This is a genomic window from Bradyrhizobium sp. FW305-F6 (assembly GCF_058782905.1).
Map to the genome: position 1 here is coordinate 1,751,991 of NZ_JBYSYD010000002.1, position 15,487 is coordinate 1,767,477.

A 15,487-nucleotide genomic window follows, 5' to 3' on the forward strand; every position below is an offset into this window, starting at 1 on the left:
ATGACGCATGCCTTTAGGTCTCCCGATCCGCCGCGAGTCAGAAACCCGACATGCCGCCGTCCTCGACCAGAGCCCGCCACAAGCCCGCGCCCAACGATGCGGGACCAACGCTCGATCTCGAACGTTACGTCCCGGCGTTCATTACCTTCATCGCCAACAAGCTCTCGAACAGCGCGACCGCGTTCTATCAACGGGAGTTCGGCGTCAACGTCACGGAATGGCGGATCATGTCGCTGCTGGCGATCGAGCCGGGCATTCCGGCTTCGCGCATCTGCCACGTCATCGGCTTCGACAAGGGGCCGGTGAGCCGGACACTGTCGGGATTGGAGAAGCGCGGGCTGGTGTCGATCCGCACCGATCCGAACGACGGCCGCACCCATTCGATCTCGCTGACGACGAGGGGCCGCGCCACCCATGACAAGGTGATCGTCGCTGCGTTCGAACGTGAGCGGCGGCTGCTGTCCTGCCTCAGCAAGGACGAGCGCGAGGTGCTGATCGACCTGCTGCGCCGGTTGCACGAGAATCTCGGCGCAGTCACCGGCGGCACCGGGGCCTGACCCGCCGCGCGTCAGGCGGCACCCTCCGACAGTTCCAGGCATGCGCCGGCGCTTGCCGGCGGCACCATTCGTGCCGAGCATCGTTTCCTCCAGGATCAGACGCGGCAGTTTTCCCGCCGTCATCGCTTCCTGGAACGGTTCGCACAAATTAGTTGCTTAGGCAACAAAAGAATCGGCAGGATATTGCGACAGGGTTGCTGCCTTTTTCGCGCTCGTCGTCATTCCGGGGGCGCGAGCAGCGCGAACCCGGAATGACGGCGGAATGTGGCTTCGCTAGCTCGCTCGCTCCCACCCGATCCACTCGCGCGACGCATCATCGCCCAACCGCGCCACAGCTTCCGCACGCCGTGTCAGCACGGCGCGCTGGTTGATGTAGCCCTTGTCGGTGATCTCGCCGCCGTCGACCGATGGCGGCTCGGCGAGCAGGAGCGCGCGCGTGGCGTGGCCGGAGGAGTTTCCGCTTTGCTGTTTCAGCCTTGCCAGCCCCTGCGCCACCGCACTCCTGACCTTGTCATGCGCCAGCGCGTCGGCCACATCCGCCGTCTCGGGCAGGCCCGCGTGCGCGCGGCAGGCCGCGATATTCGGAAACACCAGGAAGCGCACCTCGTCTCCGCCATGGCCGGTCACGACGATGTCCTGCGCGAGCGGCGCCAGCGCGGCGATGCCGGCGACACGCAAGCCGCCGACGTTGACCCAGGTGCCGGAATTGAGCTTGAAGTCTTCGGCAACGCGCCCGTCGAAGAACAGGCCGCGCTCGGGCTGCGCGGGATCGGCAAGCTTCACCGCGTCGCCGATCAGATAGAAGCCCTCCTCGTCGAACGCCTGCCGGGTCAGTTCGGGCGCCTTCCAGTAGCCCGGCGTGACGTTTGGGCCGCGCACCCGCACCTCCAGCTTGTCGCCGGAGGTGACGAGCTTCAATTCGGTGCCCGGAATCGGCACGCCGATATTGCCGGAGCGCTCCGCGAGAAAATGGCAGTCGGTGGCGAGCGGCGAGGTTTCGGTCGATCCCCAGGCCGAGACCATCGGCAGCGCACGACCGACGGTCCTGATCGAAAGCTCTGCCAAGGCATCCCACAGATTCTGCGGCAGCGCGGCGCCGGCATAGAAGGCGAATTTCACTTCGCCGAAGAAGCGGCGGCGCAATTCCTCGTCGCTGCGCAGCGCCGCGATCAGCATGTCGAAGCCGCGCGGAACGTTGAAATAGACCGTCGGCATCACGCTCTTCAGATTGGCGAGCGACGTCGCGAACAGGCCGGGGGCAGGCTTGCCGCCGTCGATATAGAGCGAGCCGCCGTTGCGCAGCACGAGGTTAAAATTGTGGTTGGCGCCGAAGGTGTGGCTCCAGGGCAGCCAGTCGAGAATGACGAGATTGCCGCGGCTCTGCTCGAGGAAGGTCCAGGTCTGCGCCTTGGCCTGCTGGCTCGACGTCAGCATGCGCTGGGTGTTGACGACCGCCTTGGGCGTGCCGGTCGAGCCGGAGGTAAACAGGAATTTTGCGATCGTGTCCGGTGTGAGCGCGGCAAAGGCTGTTGCAACGTCGGGCGTCTCGGGCGTTGCGGCGACCGCATCGAATGACAGCGCATCGGCATCGTCGGCATTGCCGCTGATGATCTCCGCATCGTGCATCGGCTTGATGGCGGCCAATGCTACCGCGAACGGCTTGGTCGCAGAGACATAGATCGCACCCGGACCGAGCAGCGCGATCATGCTCTTGAGCTTGTCGAAATCCCTGGACATGAGCGAATAGGCCGGCGAGATCGCCGCCGAGGGCACACCGACATGCTGGGCGGCGAGTGCAAGCAGCGCATGGTCGATGCTGTTGTCGGAGAGGATCGCGAGCGGGCGCTCGGCGCTGAGCCCTTGCGCCAAAATCCAGGACGCAGCCCCGCGCACCCGCCGCAGCGCCTGCGCATAGGTGACGGTGGTCCAGGGCGCTTCGACATTGCCGCGTTCGGCCAGAAAGACCGTGTCGGGCGTTTGCTGCGCCCATTGCTCCAGCCAGTCGCCGATGCAGCGGGCACTCTCGCCGAGAGGCTCGGGCGAGCGCAGCACGATGCTGCCGTCGGGCCGATGCTCCGCGACGGTCCGTGGGCTTGCGAACAGGCTTGCAGCGTCACGAGCTGGGGCGAGTGTCATGCGCTTCCTCCTCCACCCGATCCGGGATCGGCCGCGGCCTCGTTCCGGGCCGCCTTGGACATAATGTTGGGTATGGCAATTGTTGTCGTCAACAACAATCTTCCGCGAGGCCCGTCGAGGCGCTAAGGTCGCGCGACAGGAGACAGTGACGTGACGTCCTCAGCAGTCCGGGCCAACATCCGCCCTTCTTTACGCAAGCGTGCCGGCGCCGCATCTCGCGACGTCGCCGACGATGTCGGCCTCGACGCCCTGGCCGGCCACGCCGGCTATGCGGTGCGGCGTTTCCAGATCTGGATCTTTCAGGACTTCATCAAGACGCTCGGCGAGGTCGACATCCGGCCGACGCAATATTCGGTGCTGACGGTGATCGGCGCCAATCCGGGCCTGTCACAGATGGCGGTGGCCAAGCGCCTCGGCATCGAGCGCGCCCGGCTGGTGCATCTGCTCGACAGCCTCGAACAGCGCAAATATCTCAAGCGGATCAAGTCGAAGGCGGACCGGCGCTCCCATGCCCTGCACCTCACCGCGCAGGGCGAAACGGCGCTGGCGATATTCAAGCGGCTCGCGGCCGAACACGAGCGGCACGTCGAAGCGAAGATCGGCAAGGAGAACCGGGCGCAGTTGCTCCGGATCCTCTCCGGCTTCACCTGATCCCGACTGCTCATGATTTGTGCAGATGCTCGCCAGGACGCGCCGACGCGACCGCTCCAGGGTTGGCCGGAACATCCGCGAAGCCATTGATTGCACGATCATATCCGGAGTGGTCACCGTGCCCGGATAATGTACACAATGGCACATCGCTTGCTTTAATGAGCAAAGACGAATTGCCGGAGTTTTTTATCGCCATGGGCGCTGAGCAGCCTGAAACAGTCGCCGCGATTGTGGCCGCGCATCGCGCGGGCGCGCTAACACCGGCGCAGACGATCGCGCGGACCTACCGGCGCATCCGCGACCACAATGATCCCGCCGTGTTCATCAGCCTGCGCGAGGAGACGGACGCGATCGCGGAAGCGGAGAAGCTCGCCACCCGGGCGGATGCGGCCAGCCTGCCGCTCTACGGCGTGCCGGTCGCGGTGAAGGACAATATCGATGCGCTCGGCTTTCCGACCACCGCAGCCTGTCCTGCGTTCTCCTATACGCCCACATACGACTCGACCGCCGTACAGCGCTTGCGTGCGGCGGGCGCCATCATCATCGGCAAGACCAATCTCGACCAGTTCGCGACCGGCCTCGTCGGCGTCCGTTCGCCCTACGGCATCCCCAGGAATTCGATCCGCGAGGATCTCATTCCCGGCGGCTCGAGCTCGGGCTCGGCCACCGCGGTCGGCGCCGGGCTGGTGCCGCTGTCGCTGGGGACCGACACGGCCGGCTCGGGCCGCGTGCCGGCGATGCTCAACAACATCGTCGGGCTGAAGCCGAGCCTCGGCATGATCTCGACCGCGGGCCTGGTGCCGGCCTGCCGCACGCTGGACTGCATCTCGGTGTTCGCGCTGACGGTGGACGATGCCGCGCTCGCGCTGTCGGTGATGGCCGGCCCCGACCAGGCCGACCCGTTCTCGCGCGACCGGCCGCTGGGTGCGCTCACGCCCTTGCCTGCAAGCCTGCGCCTGGGCGTGCCGCGCCAGGGGCAACTGATTTTCTTCGGCGACAAGGACTCGGAAGCTGCTTACGGCGAGGCGCTGAAACGATGGGCTGCGCTCGGCGCCACGCTGGTCGAGTTCGACCTCGAGCCGTTCTACGAGACGGCGCGGCTGCTCTATGAGGGCCCGTGGGTGGCCGAGCGCTATCTCGTGATCAAGGATCTGCTGGCGTCCGCACCCGACGCCATCCATCCCGTGACGCGCGAGATCACCGCCGCCGGGGCACGACTGAGCGCGGCCGAAACCTTCTCGGCGCTGTATCGTTTGCAGGGCCTGCGCAAGATCGCCGAGCGAACGTTCGCAGGCATCGACGCGCTGGTGCTGCCGACCGCGCCGACGGCCTACACGACCGCGCAGGTGCTGGCGAATCCGGTCGAGCTCAACAGCCGGCTCGGCACCTACACCAATTTCGTCAACCTGCTCGACCTCTGCGGCCTCGCCGTGCCTGCCGCGATGCGCAGCGACGGCATTCCGTTCGGCATCACGCTGCTCGCGCCGGCAGGACGTGATGCGCTCCTGGCCAGCATCGGACGGGTGTTCCATGCGGATACGAAGCTCACGGTCGGTGCGAAAGGTGTGGCCCATCCCCCGCTCGCGCCGCTTCCTACGAACAGCGACGACGAGATCCCGATCGCAGTCGTCGGCGCGCATCTGTCGGGCATGGTGCTCAACAGCGAACTGACGGCGCTGAACGCAAAGCTGGTCGAGGCAACGAAGACCGCGCCGGACTACAAGCTCTATGCGCTCAAGACGACACCGCCGAAACCGGGCATGCTGCGCGTCGAGGCCGGCAAAGGCGCTGCGATCGAACTGGAGATCTGGTCGCTGTCGCCGTCGGCCTTCGGCAAGTTCGTCAACGCGATTCCATCGCCGATGGCGATCGGCACGGTGCGCCTTGCTGATGGTCGCAGCGTGAAGGGATTCCTCGTCGAACCGGAGGTGCTGGGCGAGGCCCGCGATATCACCGGGTTTGGAGGATGGCGGAAGTTCATGGCGGAAGGTGCGCGGCGGTGAGAGGTCCCGTGTCCCGGACGCGATGCGGCACGTAGTGCCGCTTCGCAGAGCCGGGACCCATGAAGCAGCACGGGAAATGGATAGGTGGGTCCCGGCTCTGCGGGACACGAGACCGTCCTATACCGACACCGCGTAGATCTCGTACTCCCCGCGCACCAGCTCGATATGGGCGCGCATGGCCGCTGCGGCACCCTGCTTGTCGCCGCGCATGATGGCGATGACGACGCGGTCGTGCTCGGCTTGCGACTTGGCGAGGCGGCCAAGATTGCGAAACTGGGCGCGGCGGAACGGCTGCACGCGCACGCGCGTCGCCAGCGTGATCTCGGCGATGTAGCCGTTCTGCGATCCCGCATAGATCGCGTTGTGGAAGCGCTCGTTGACCTCGTGAAAACGCTCGGGATTGCCGGTGTAGCTCAGCACCCGCAGCTCCTCGTGGACCGCCTCCAGGCCGTGACGCTCCGCCGCCGACATGCGCTCGGCGGCAAGGCCCGCGCACAACGCCTCGAGCTCCGCCATCGCCTCGAACATGCCCTTCAGCCGCTCGATCGACGGCTGCGCTACCACCGCGCCGCGATGGGGCCGCGCCTCGACGAGGCCACTCGCAACCAGCTGACGCAGCGCCTCGCGTACCGGGGTCCGCGAGACGTTGAATCGCCGCGCGATGTCGGTCTCGTCCAGCGGCGCGCCCGGCGCCAGCATCCCGCGCACGATCTCGTCGGCGAGTTGAAGACGCAGTTCCTCGGCACGAGTGACCTTCTGCAGCGACGGAAGTGCCCGGTCGACGCGGGGCACCACCGGCTCGGCCGGCAATGTCCCGGGCGGAAGATCGTCAAGCGTCATTCGATCAGGTCTCTTTCGGCTCGTCGATGATGCTGACATGGGCGGCGACGACGCGCCAGCCCTCCGGAAAACGTATCCACGTCTGCATCTGCCGGCCGACCTTGCCGGGCGCCGTGTCGCGATAGAACAAGGTGGACGCCACGGCCGTGTCGCGGCCGTAGCTCGTGATCACCGTCTTGGCGGTGCGGCGGTTGAGGCCGACCGGCGAGCGGGCGGCGCGGAAGCCCGAGATGGCCTCGTAGCCATAGAGGTTCTCGCCGATGCCGTAGCGCAGCGTGCGGGGATCGTTGCGGAAGAGCTCACCGAGCATCGCGACGTCGTTGTTGACCAGGGCCTGCTCATAGCGGTCGAACGCGGCTTTGACTTCCGCGATCACCTCGGGGAGATCGATCTCCATCTCAAATTCCTCGTGGGGGAGGCGCCGCGACGACGCCCATCTTCTCCAATGCGTGCGCAACGCGCAACGCAATGTCCTCGCGCCAGGGCGCGGCGATGATCTGCACGCCGATCGGCAGCGGTTCGAGCGGCACCGGAACCGCGACGACAGGCAAGCCGATGAACGAAATCGGCTGGGTGTGGATGCCGATATTGGCGCGCACCGGCAGCTCGACGCCGTCGAGGTTGAAATTGACCTGGCCGAGCTTCGGTGCGGTGCAGGGCGTCGCCGGGGCCAGCAGCACGTCGACCGACTTGAATATCTCGGCGAGCTGGGCGCGATACCAGCGGCGGAACTTCTGGGCGCGGTCGACCAGCGAGGCCGGCACCATCGCGCCTGCGATCAGCCGGTCGCGCACCGCGGGATCGAAATCGTTCGGACGCTTGCGCAGGCGGTCGAGGTGCAGGGATGCGCCCTCGGTGGTGGTGATGACATAGGCCGCCGCGCGGGCGCGCGAGGCTTCGGGGACATCGACGATTTTGGTCGCACCGAGCGCCTTGGCGACACGGTTGACGGCTTCGACCGCTTCCGGAAACACGTTGTTCTGGAAGTGCCCGCTGGCAATGGCGATGCGCAGGTCCGAAACCGGATTGGCGAGCAGCGGCAGCGTCGGTTCCAGGCCGCGCGTCGTGCAGGCGGCATCGTCCTCATCCGGTCCCTGCATCACGTCATAGGCAAGCGCGAGATCGGCGGCCGAACGCGCGAACGGGCCGAGATGATCGAGGCTCGCCACGAACGGGAACGAGCGCGCGCGCGACAGCCGGCCGTAGGTCGGCTTCAGGCCAAAGATGCCGCAGAACGAAGACGGCACCCGGATCGAGCCATTGGTGTCCGAGCCGAGCGCGATCGGCACCAGCGCGCCGCCAACGGCGCTGCCCGAGCCGCCTGAAGAGCCGCCGCTCATCCGCGTGGTGTCGTGCGGATTGCGCGAGGGCCCGTCGTGGATGTTCTCGCCGGTGAAGTCGTAGGCATACTCACCCATGTTGAGCGCGCCGACGAGGACGGCGCCGGCGGCTTCCATGCGCTCGATCAGCGCCGCGTCGCGCTTGGCGGGTGCGAGGTCGCGGTTGATCTTCGAACCCGCGCGGGTCGAAACCCCTGCGACGTCGAACAGGTTCTTGACGGCGAACGGCACCCCGGCAAGCGGGCCGACGGGCTTGCCCGCGGCGATGTCGGCATCGACCACACGTGCTTTCGCGCGGGCGCGTTCGGCAGTGACATCGGTGAAGGAATTGAGGACACCGTCGTGCTGCTCGATGCGCGCGAGCGCAGCTTCGGTGGCATCGAGCGCGGACATCTTGCCGCCCGCAACCGCATTTGCGATGTCGGAGGCCGTCTCTGGCTTGGCGGACATGGCGTCAGGCCGTGAAGATCGGCGCGGGCTCGGTCTCGTCCGGCAGCGCGAATTCGTCGACCAGACGGCCAAGCCGCAGCGAGACCTCGAGGTTGGCGCGCACGGCAGGCCGCCAGGCCTCCTCGATCGGCAGCGCCAGCGCTTTCGATACGGCGTCGATATAGTCGTCCAGGGGTTCGGCCATCACGCTCTCAAGCTGATCTCAGTGCACCGGCAACGGCGGATGCGGGATCGCCGTCAGCAGTTCCTTGGTGTAGTCGTCCTTGGGATCGCTGAGGACCTGCTCGGACGAGCCCTCCTCGACGATCCGTCCCGTCCGCATCACAATGACACGATCGCACAGCAAGCGCACCACATTCAAATCATGCGAGACGAACAGATAACTCATACCTAGCCGCAGCTTCAGGTCCTGAAGCAAATTGAGGACAACCGCCTGGACCGAAACGTCCAGCGCCGCGGTCGGCTCGTCCAGGATGACGAGCTTGGGATGCAGCGCGATGGCGCGGGCGATGCCGACGCGGGCCTTCTGGCCGCCGGAGAGCTGATGCGGGAAGCGGTCGAGCAGATTGTGCGGCAGCCCGACCATGGTTGCCAGTTCCTCGCAGCGGGCGCGCAGGGCGTCGCGCCCCCTGATGTCCCCCAATTGCATGATCGGGTCGGCGATGGCGCGCGCGGCGGTGAAGCGCGGGTTGAGGCTGTCGGTGGGGTCCTGGAACACCATCTGGATCCGGCTGCGTTGCGGCAGCCGGGCAAAGGACGCCGGCTGGATGGCGCCGATGTCTTCGCCGTCGAACTGGATCAGGCCGGAGGTCTGGTCGAGCAGGCGCATGACCATCATCGAGGTCGTCGATTTGCCGCAGCCGGATTCGCCGACCAGGCCGACGCTTTCGCCATGGCCGATCGCAAAGCTGATGCCGTCCACGGCGCGGAAGACATCCGGCTCCACCGGCGGCTTGCGGCCGAACAGCTTTCCGAGCGTGGCGGTCGCGCCCTGGCGAGGATATTCCTTGACGAGCTTTTCGATGAGGAGGAGGGGCTTTGGATTCTCGTCACCCCCGGGCATGACCCGGGGGTCCATCGATTGAGACGAATCTTGCGAAGCGTGATGGATGGCCGGGTCAGGCCCGGCCATGACGGCCGAGGCTTGCGAAGCGCCCTCCTCTTCCGGCAGCAGGTCGCGCAGGTTCACGCCCAGCCGCGGCGTCGCGCGCATCAGCTTCTTGGTGTAGGGGTGCTGCGGGTTCGCGAAGATGTCCGCCGCCTTGGCGGTCTCGACGACGCGGCCCTTCTCCATCACCACGACGCGGTCGCAATAGGCGGCCGCAAGGCCGAGGTCATGCGTGATCAGGATGGTCGACATCGCGCGGCGCTTGGTCAGCTCGACGATCAGGTCCATCACCGCCTTCTGCGTGGTGACGTCGAGGCCCGTGGTCGGCTCGTCCGCGATCAGGAGCTGCGGATTGCAGGCGAGCGCGAGCGCGATCACGACGCGCTGGCACATTCCGCCCGACAGTTCGAACGGATAGGCGTGGTAGCGCTCGCGCGGGCGGGCGATCTTGACCTGCTCCAGCGCCTCGACCGCCTTCTCGCCGTGATCGGCGACCTGGGCCTGCTGCACATGGGTGCGCAAGACGTCCTCGATCTGGTCTCCCACTTTCCGGATCGGGTTCAGCGCCGCGCGCGGGTTCTGGAAGATCATCGAGACTTCGCGGCCGCGGAGGTCGCGCATCTGGTCTTCGGTGGCCGCCTTGACGTCGATGCCGGAGAACATCACCGAGCCCTCGGCGATCCGCCCGGCGCGGTCGAGGATGCGCATCACCGCGTAGGAGGTCACCGATTTGCCGGAGCCCGACTCGCCGACGATGGCGAGCGTCTCGCCCTTGGCGACGGAGATGTTGACGTGCTGCACCGCCTTGACGATGCCGCGGCGGGTGGTGAATTCGACCGTGAGATCCTGGACATCGAGCAGGGGCTGGGCGGTCATGCGGGCCTCCCGTCACTCAAACGTTCGAAAACAACCCCATGCACAGTAGAATGGCGACTGAAATCATTGGAGAATTCTAGACGGAGGTCCATCATCACGTCCTCCGCTGGGGATCGACGATGTCGCGCAGGCCGTCGCCGAGGAGATTGAAGCAGAACACCGCGATCATCAGCGCAAGGCCCGGGAATAGCGCAATCCACCATTCGCCTGAGACCATGAAGCCGGCGCCTTCAGCGACCATGATGCCCCATTCGGCGGTGGGCGGACGCACGCCGAGGCCGATGAAGGACAGGCCGGCGGCGTTGAGGATGGCGTAGCCCATGGTCAGCGACATCTGCACGATCATGATCGGCATGATGTTGGGCAGGATGTGCACCAGCAGGATGCGGAATTCGCCATTGCCCGAAAGGCGCGCGGCCTGCACGAAGCCGGCATTGCGGCGGACATTGGCCTCGGCGCGCGCGACGCGGGCATAGAGCGGGAAATTCACGATCGCGGTGGCCAGGATGATGTTCTGCACGGTGTTGCCGAGCGCGGCGACGATGCCCATCGCCAGCACGAACAGCGGGAACGCCATGATGGTGTCGGCGATGCGGCCGACGATGCGATCGGTCCAGCCGCCGAAGTAACCGGCGGCGATGCCGGCGAGCCCGCCCATCAGGAACACCAGCGCGACCGAAGCGATCGCGATGAAAAAGTCGAGGCGCGTGGCGACGATGACGCGGCTGAAGATGTCGCGCCCGAGTTGGTCAGTGCCGAACCAGTGCGCGGCGGAAGGAGGCTTTAGCGCTGCGGCGGTGTCGGAGGCGAGCGGATCGTACGGCACGACGTAAGGGCCGAAGATGGCCGCGACGAGGATCACGATCAGGAGCGCGAAGGCGAAGCCCGTGACCTTGTTCTCGCCGAGCACGTAACGGGTCTGCTCGAGGATCGCGACGAGGCCGGAGGTGCGGGCGGGACCGGCAGGTTCGACAGCAGGCGCGACGGAGCTCATGGTTTCACCCCTGGTGCTTCATGACGAGCTGGAAGTTGGCTTCACCTCTCCCGCTTGCGGGAGAGGTCGGCGCTCCGGGCGATGCGAAGCATCGTCCCGTGCGCCGGGTTAGGGTTCTCTCCTCTTGGGGGTTCTCGCCCGCGGAGACACCCTCTCCCCCGCCCTCCCCCGCAGGCGGGGGAGGGAGCGCACCGGTCGCGTGGCTCGCATCGAATGCGATCATGGCTAGCCTTCCAACCGCACGCGCGGATCGATCACGCCATAGAGGATGTCGATGATCAGATTGAGCAGCACATACATCACCGCCATGGTCAGCACGAAGCCCTGCACCGGCGCGAAGTCCGAGGAGATCAGCGCCTCCACCGCGTAGGAGCCGATGCCCGGCCAGGCGAACACCTTCTCCACCAGCACGTTGGCCCCCAACAGGAACGAGAACACCATGCTCAACGTGGTGATGACAGGCAGCATCGCGTTGCGGAAGGCGTAGGTGACGATGACGGTCGCAGGGGACAGGCCGCTGGCGCGCGCCGTGCGGACGAATTCGGATGCCAGCACCGCCAGCATCGAGGCGCGGGTCATGCGTGCGATCGGAGCCAGCGAGAAGATCGCGAGCGTGGTCGCAGGCAATAGGAGCTGGCTCAGCGCCGAGCGGAACGCTTCGAGATCGCGGGCGATCAGCGTGTCGATCAGATAGAAGCCCGTCACCGTCGGCGGCGCGCTGTAGAACACATCGAGACGGCCGAGCGGCGCCGGCGACCAGCCCAGGCGGAAGTAGAACACATAGACCAATACGAGTCCGGTGAAGAACACCGGCAGCGAGACGCCGGCCGTCGTGGTGACCCGGCAGAGATGATCGATCCAGGACCCCGGTCGCGTCGCCGCGAGCACGCCGAGCGGGATCGCGATCACGACCGAGACGATGAGGCCGAGCAGCGTCAGCTCGGCCGAGGCCGGCAGGCGGTTGCGGATCTCGGCGGCGACGGGCTGGCCTGTGGTGAGCGAGTTGCCGAAATCGCCATGGGCGAGATCGTTGGTGTAGCGGAAGAACTGCTCGATCAGCGGCCTGTCGAGGCCGAGCTTCTTGCGGATCTGCTCGACGGCTTCCTTCGTCGCGGCGGGGCCGGCGAAGTAGGCGGCGGGATCACCCGGCAGCGCGCGCGTCAGCAGGAAGGTGACGATGACGACGCCGATCAGCGAGGGAATCGCGAACATCAGGCGCTTGCCGATCATGGTCAGCATGGGGTGCTCCTGCGCATGTTGCGCACGCCGCTTGCCGCGTACACCGCCGCATCCCCTCCCCCCTTGTGGGGGAGGGTTAGGGAGGGGGGTAGCTCCGCGATAGGTCGGAGTTCGTGGCCACCCCTCTCCCCAACCCTCCCCCACAAGGGGGGAGGGAGCCCGAAGAGCGTGCTCACCTCACCCATGACTCACCCCTTTGCCATCGCGCGATAGTCCAGCCTGCGGTGGAACCAGTATTGGTAGCCGCTGATGTTCTTCTGCATCGCGACGTTGACGAAGGGCTGGTAGAGCGGGATGCGCGGCACGTCGGTGAAGGCGAGATCGACGAAGCCCTTCACGTCCTTGTCGTAGGTCGCGGTGTCGCCGGTCGAAGCGGCGGTACGCGCGCCGTCGATCAGCTTGTCCATCTCCGCCGACTTGTAGCTCATGGTGTTGAAGACGGAATTGTTGCCGTGATAGCACCAGTAGAAGAAGTATTCGGGGTAATCGAGCCAGCCCGAGAACACGTTGGTGAAGAGCGGCATCTCCTTCTTGTTCAATTCGGTGCGCCAGTTGGCGCCGGGCACCTTGTTGATGGTGGTCTTGATGCCGAGCTGGGCGAGGCTCTCCTGCACCAGCACGCAGAGCGGCTCGTTGACGCCGGCGAAGTTGAGGTCGAACGAGATCGTGGTCTCGAAACCGTTGGCGTAGCCGGCCTCGGCCAGCAGCGCCTTCGCCTTCGCCATGTCGGTGTTGTATTTGTGCTGTTGCGGCCAGGCGACCTCGGTGGCCTTGTCCGCGGGCGCGCCGAACATGGGATTGCCGAGCCCGAACAGCACGGCATCCATGATCTTCTGGTACGGCATCGCATAGGCCATGGCCTGCCGCACCTTCGGATTGTCGAACGGCGGCTTGGTCACGTTCATGCCGATATATTGGATGCCGTTGGAGAACGGCAGCGACACCACGTTGAGCTTGCCGCTCGCCTTCATCTCCTGAAAATCCTTGAACGGCAGCTCGTAGGAGATGTCGGCATCACCACGCTCGAGCAGCGCACGGCGATTGCCGGCCTGCGGCACCATGCGCCAGATCACGCGCTTGATCTTGGGCAGGGGTCCGCCGACCCAGTCGTCATTGCGCTCCATGATCACTTCAGTGCCGGCGGTCCATTTCGTCACCTTGTAAGCGCCGGAGCCGGCGGTCTGCTGCTTGGTGAACTCGAGACCCCAGGGGTCCTTCTCGCTGGCGTTCTTCTTCACAAGCTCGGAATTGACGATGCAGGGCACGATGACGGCGAGATCGGGGATCGTCAGCCTGTCCTTCTTCAGAAAGTCGACGCGCACGGTGTGATCGTCGATCACGACGAACTGCTCGGGCTTGGTCAGCGAACCCGCGCTCATCTGGAAGGTCGGGAAGCCGCCGACGCTGACGGCGCGGTCGAGCGACCATTTCACGTCCTTCGCCGTGACCGGCGTGCCGTCGTGGAATTTGGCTTTCTTCTTCAGCTTGAAGGTGACCGACATGTCGTCGATCTTGAAATCTTCGGCGAGCTCGCCCTTGAACTTGTCGCGGTCGTAATAGGGCACGCCGCCGGGGCCGCTCTTCATCTCGTGGCTGATCAGGCGGTCGTAGCAATTCCAGGACACCTCATAGCCGGGCACGTTGGTGCCGATGCCGTGGATGTCGAGATTGTTGGGGCCGCCCTCCGAGACGATCAGCAGCGTCTCCGAGCGGGCATCGGCCTGCGCGGACGAAATGACGGACGGCATCGCCGGGAGCGCCGCGCCAGCGGCCAGTCCGGAAACGGATTTGAGGAAATCGCGGCGCTTCATGGAATCGCTCCAACGCAATGGTTTTCGTTGGAACCGGATTCGCAAGGTTCGTGCCAAGGCTTAACGGAGCGTTACGGCGGCCCTAAGCTATTGGTGTAGCGGGAAATTCTTGCCTTGACAGGATCTGCCGGGGAAGTGGCGCGGCTCGCAATTGCATACAAAGACAGGCAAATGACTAAAACTTAGGCTAAAGAAAGGATCAGCTCATTCGAGAGGCGACGGCAGGAATCATCTAGCCGAGCTGTCATTCCGGGGCGATGCACAGCATCGAGCCCGGAATCCATCGGGCGACAGAACGCGGGCACAATGGATTCTCAGGTGCGCAATTGCGCACCACAGTTCGCCGCTCCGCGGCGCCCCGGAATGACGGGAAAGTGCGGCGCCCTCAGCCGGGCCAGATCAGCTCCTGCAGCTCGACCAGATCATCCACCCTCTCCTGCCAGCCGTCGATGCAGATATGCGCGTTGAGGTCGCTGGCGCGGTGCAGCAGCATCAGGGCCATCAGGCGGCGCTTGAGCGCGAAATCCGGCTTCGCATAGCCAAAGCCTTCGAGCAGGCTCTTCACCCGGCCCGGCCGTCCCGCCGCCATGAAGGCGCTGGGGCCAAGCAGGTCGTAGTCGCGCCATCCGGTGAGGACGTCGCCGAAATCGAACAGGCCTTTGAGCGACCATTGGCCGTCATCGCAGGCGAGCAGAAAATTCTCGGGGATGTATTCGCCGACCAGGATCACCGGCGGCGCGTCCATCGGGATCAGCGCTGCCGCATCGCGCAAGAGATCGTCGAGACCGGCGAGGAATTTCGGTGCAAGGCCGAGACGGGTGTGCCGCGCGCGGCAAGCCTGCATCCGGGCGCGGATGAATGCGTCCCAGCGCGGCTCGATGGCCACGAGCTCTCCGAGCGGGGCGCGCTGCACGCTCGCGATGGTCTCGCCGATCTGGCGCAGCAAGCGCTCCTTCTGGTCTTCCGGCAGCGAGGGCCAGACCTCCGAGCCGAGCGCGCCGGAAAGGCGCGTCATGACCAGATAGGGCCAGCCGTCGCGCGTTCCTTCTGCGACGATCTCGGGGATCGGCAGCGAGAGGCGGCCGGCGAGCTGCATCAACGAAGCGCGCTCGGAGACGAATTGCGCGCGCAAGAGCGGCGGGAAGATTTTCAGGATCAGCTTGTCGCCGAGGCCGACGACGAGGTTGGTGCCGGTCGCAAAGACGCGCGGCGTGCCGGTGTGGAGGCCGTGGCTGCGCGCGATGTCGAGCGCGATCGGGAGCCATTGCGGGGACGCGGAGCGGAAGGCGCGGAGGCTTGCGGCGTCGGTGAAGTCAGGGAGTTGTTGCAATAGCGCAAAGCTCATCCGCAATCGCTCGCGCGAGGTGGCTTTGTTTGATTCAGTGCCAGCCCAGGAAATGGTGCACCTCTCCCGCTTGCGGGAGAGGTCGGCACGTAGTGCCGGGTGAGGGCTTTCTCCTGTTGGGGATTGTCCCGATGCGG

Annotated in this window: 13 protein-coding genes; 3 read left to right on the forward strand and 10 right to left on the reverse strand. The window is 65.8% G+C overall.

Annotated features, from left to right (window positions below):
• Positions 1-50 precede the first annotated feature (50 nt).
• On the forward strand, positions 51-557 hold the full coding sequence (locus AC3WLX_RS19665) for a MarR family winged helix-turn-helix transcriptional regulator (RefSeq protein ID WP_492337189.1): 507 nt from the start codon (positions 51-53) through the stop codon (positions 555-557).
• A gap of 273 nt (positions 558-830) precedes the next feature.
• Here the strand turns inward: AC3WLX_RS19665 and AC3WLX_RS19670 are convergent, their stop codons facing one another.
• A complete protein-coding gene (locus tag AC3WLX_RS19670) occupies positions 831-2,693 on the reverse strand; it encodes a feruloyl-CoA synthase (protein WP_492337190.1) in 1,863 nt (620 codons plus the stop codon).
• 150 nt (positions 2,694-2,843) lie between these two features.
• Between AC3WLX_RS19670 and AC3WLX_RS19675 the strand changes: the two genes are divergently transcribed.
• Both AC3WLX_RS19675 and atzF read left to right on the forward strand, forming a co-directional pair.
• Complete coding sequence (locus AC3WLX_RS19675; RefSeq protein ID WP_492337191.1) at positions 2,844-3,344, forward strand: MarR family winged helix-turn-helix transcriptional regulator; 501 nt, start codon at positions 2,844-2,846, stop codon at positions 3,342-3,344.
• Positions 3,345-3,538: 194 nt separating this feature from the next.
• The gene (atzF, locus tag AC3WLX_RS19680; RefSeq protein WP_492337192.1) at positions 3,539-5,347 is read left to right on the forward strand and encodes an allophanate hydrolase; all 1,809 of its coding nucleotides are present in this window, start codon (positions 3,539-3,541) and stop codon (positions 5,345-5,347) included.
• A 117-nt stretch (positions 5,348-5,464) separates the two neighbouring features.
• On the opposite strand, the gene AC3WLX_RS19685 is transcribed toward atzF, so the two are convergent.
• The 9 genes from AC3WLX_RS19685 to AC3WLX_RS19725 all read right to left on the reverse strand — a co-directional run bounded on the left by AC3WLX_RS19685 (position 5,465) and on the right by AC3WLX_RS19725 (position 15,350).
• Positions 5,465-6,187 carry a GntR family transcriptional regulator gene (locus tag AC3WLX_RS19685; protein WP_492337193.1) on the reverse strand — a complete coding sequence of 241 codons (723 nt, stop codon included), beginning with the start codon at positions 6,185-6,187 and terminating at the stop codon, positions 5,465-5,467.
• A gap of 4 nt (positions 6,188-6,191) precedes the next feature.
• On the reverse strand, positions 6,192-6,584 hold the full coding sequence (gene hpxZ / locus AC3WLX_RS19690) for an oxalurate catabolism protein HpxZ (RefSeq protein WP_291629123.1): 393 nt from the start codon (positions 6,582-6,584) through the stop codon (positions 6,192-6,194).
• Position 6,585: 1 nt separating this feature from the next.
• Positions 6,586-7,977: an AtzE family amidohydrolase gene (locus AC3WLX_RS19695; RefSeq protein ID WP_492337194.1), complete on the reverse strand. Its 1,392-nt coding sequence runs from the start codon at positions 7,975-7,977 to the stop codon at positions 6,586-6,588.
• 4 nt (positions 7,978-7,981) lie between these two features.
• A complete protein-coding gene (locus tag AC3WLX_RS19700) occupies positions 7,982-8,161 on the reverse strand; it encodes a DUF4089 domain-containing protein (RefSeq protein ID WP_036001861.1) in 180 nt (59 codons plus the stop codon).
• Between the two features lie 18 nt (positions 8,162-8,179).
• Positions 8,180-9,961 carry a dipeptide ABC transporter ATP-binding protein gene (locus tag AC3WLX_RS19705; RefSeq protein WP_492337195.1) on the reverse strand — a complete coding sequence of 594 codons (1,782 nt, stop codon included), beginning with the start codon at positions 9,959-9,961 and terminating at the stop codon, positions 8,180-8,182.
• A 94-nt stretch (positions 9,962-10,055) separates the two neighbouring features.
• The gene (locus AC3WLX_RS19710; protein WP_291630364.1) at positions 10,056-10,955 is read right to left on the reverse strand and encodes an ABC transporter permease; all 900 of its coding nucleotides are present in this window, start codon (positions 10,953-10,955) and stop codon (positions 10,056-10,058) included.
• A 225-nt stretch (positions 10,956-11,180) separates the two neighbouring features.
• On the reverse strand, positions 11,181-12,194 hold the full coding sequence (locus AC3WLX_RS19715) for an ABC transporter permease (RefSeq protein ID WP_492337196.1): 1,014 nt from the start codon (positions 12,192-12,194) through the stop codon (positions 11,181-11,183).
• Positions 12,195-12,382: 188 nt separating this feature from the next.
• On the reverse strand, positions 12,383-14,005 hold the full coding sequence (locus AC3WLX_RS19720) for an ABC transporter substrate-binding protein (protein ID WP_492337197.1): 1,623 nt from the start codon (positions 14,003-14,005) through the stop codon (positions 12,383-12,385).
• Positions 14,006-14,390: 385 nt separating this feature from the next.
• A complete protein-coding gene (locus tag AC3WLX_RS19725) occupies positions 14,391-15,350 on the reverse strand; it encodes an aminoglycoside phosphotransferase family protein (protein ID WP_492337198.1) in 960 nt (319 codons plus the stop codon).
• Positions 15,351-15,487: the final 137 nt, after the last annotated feature.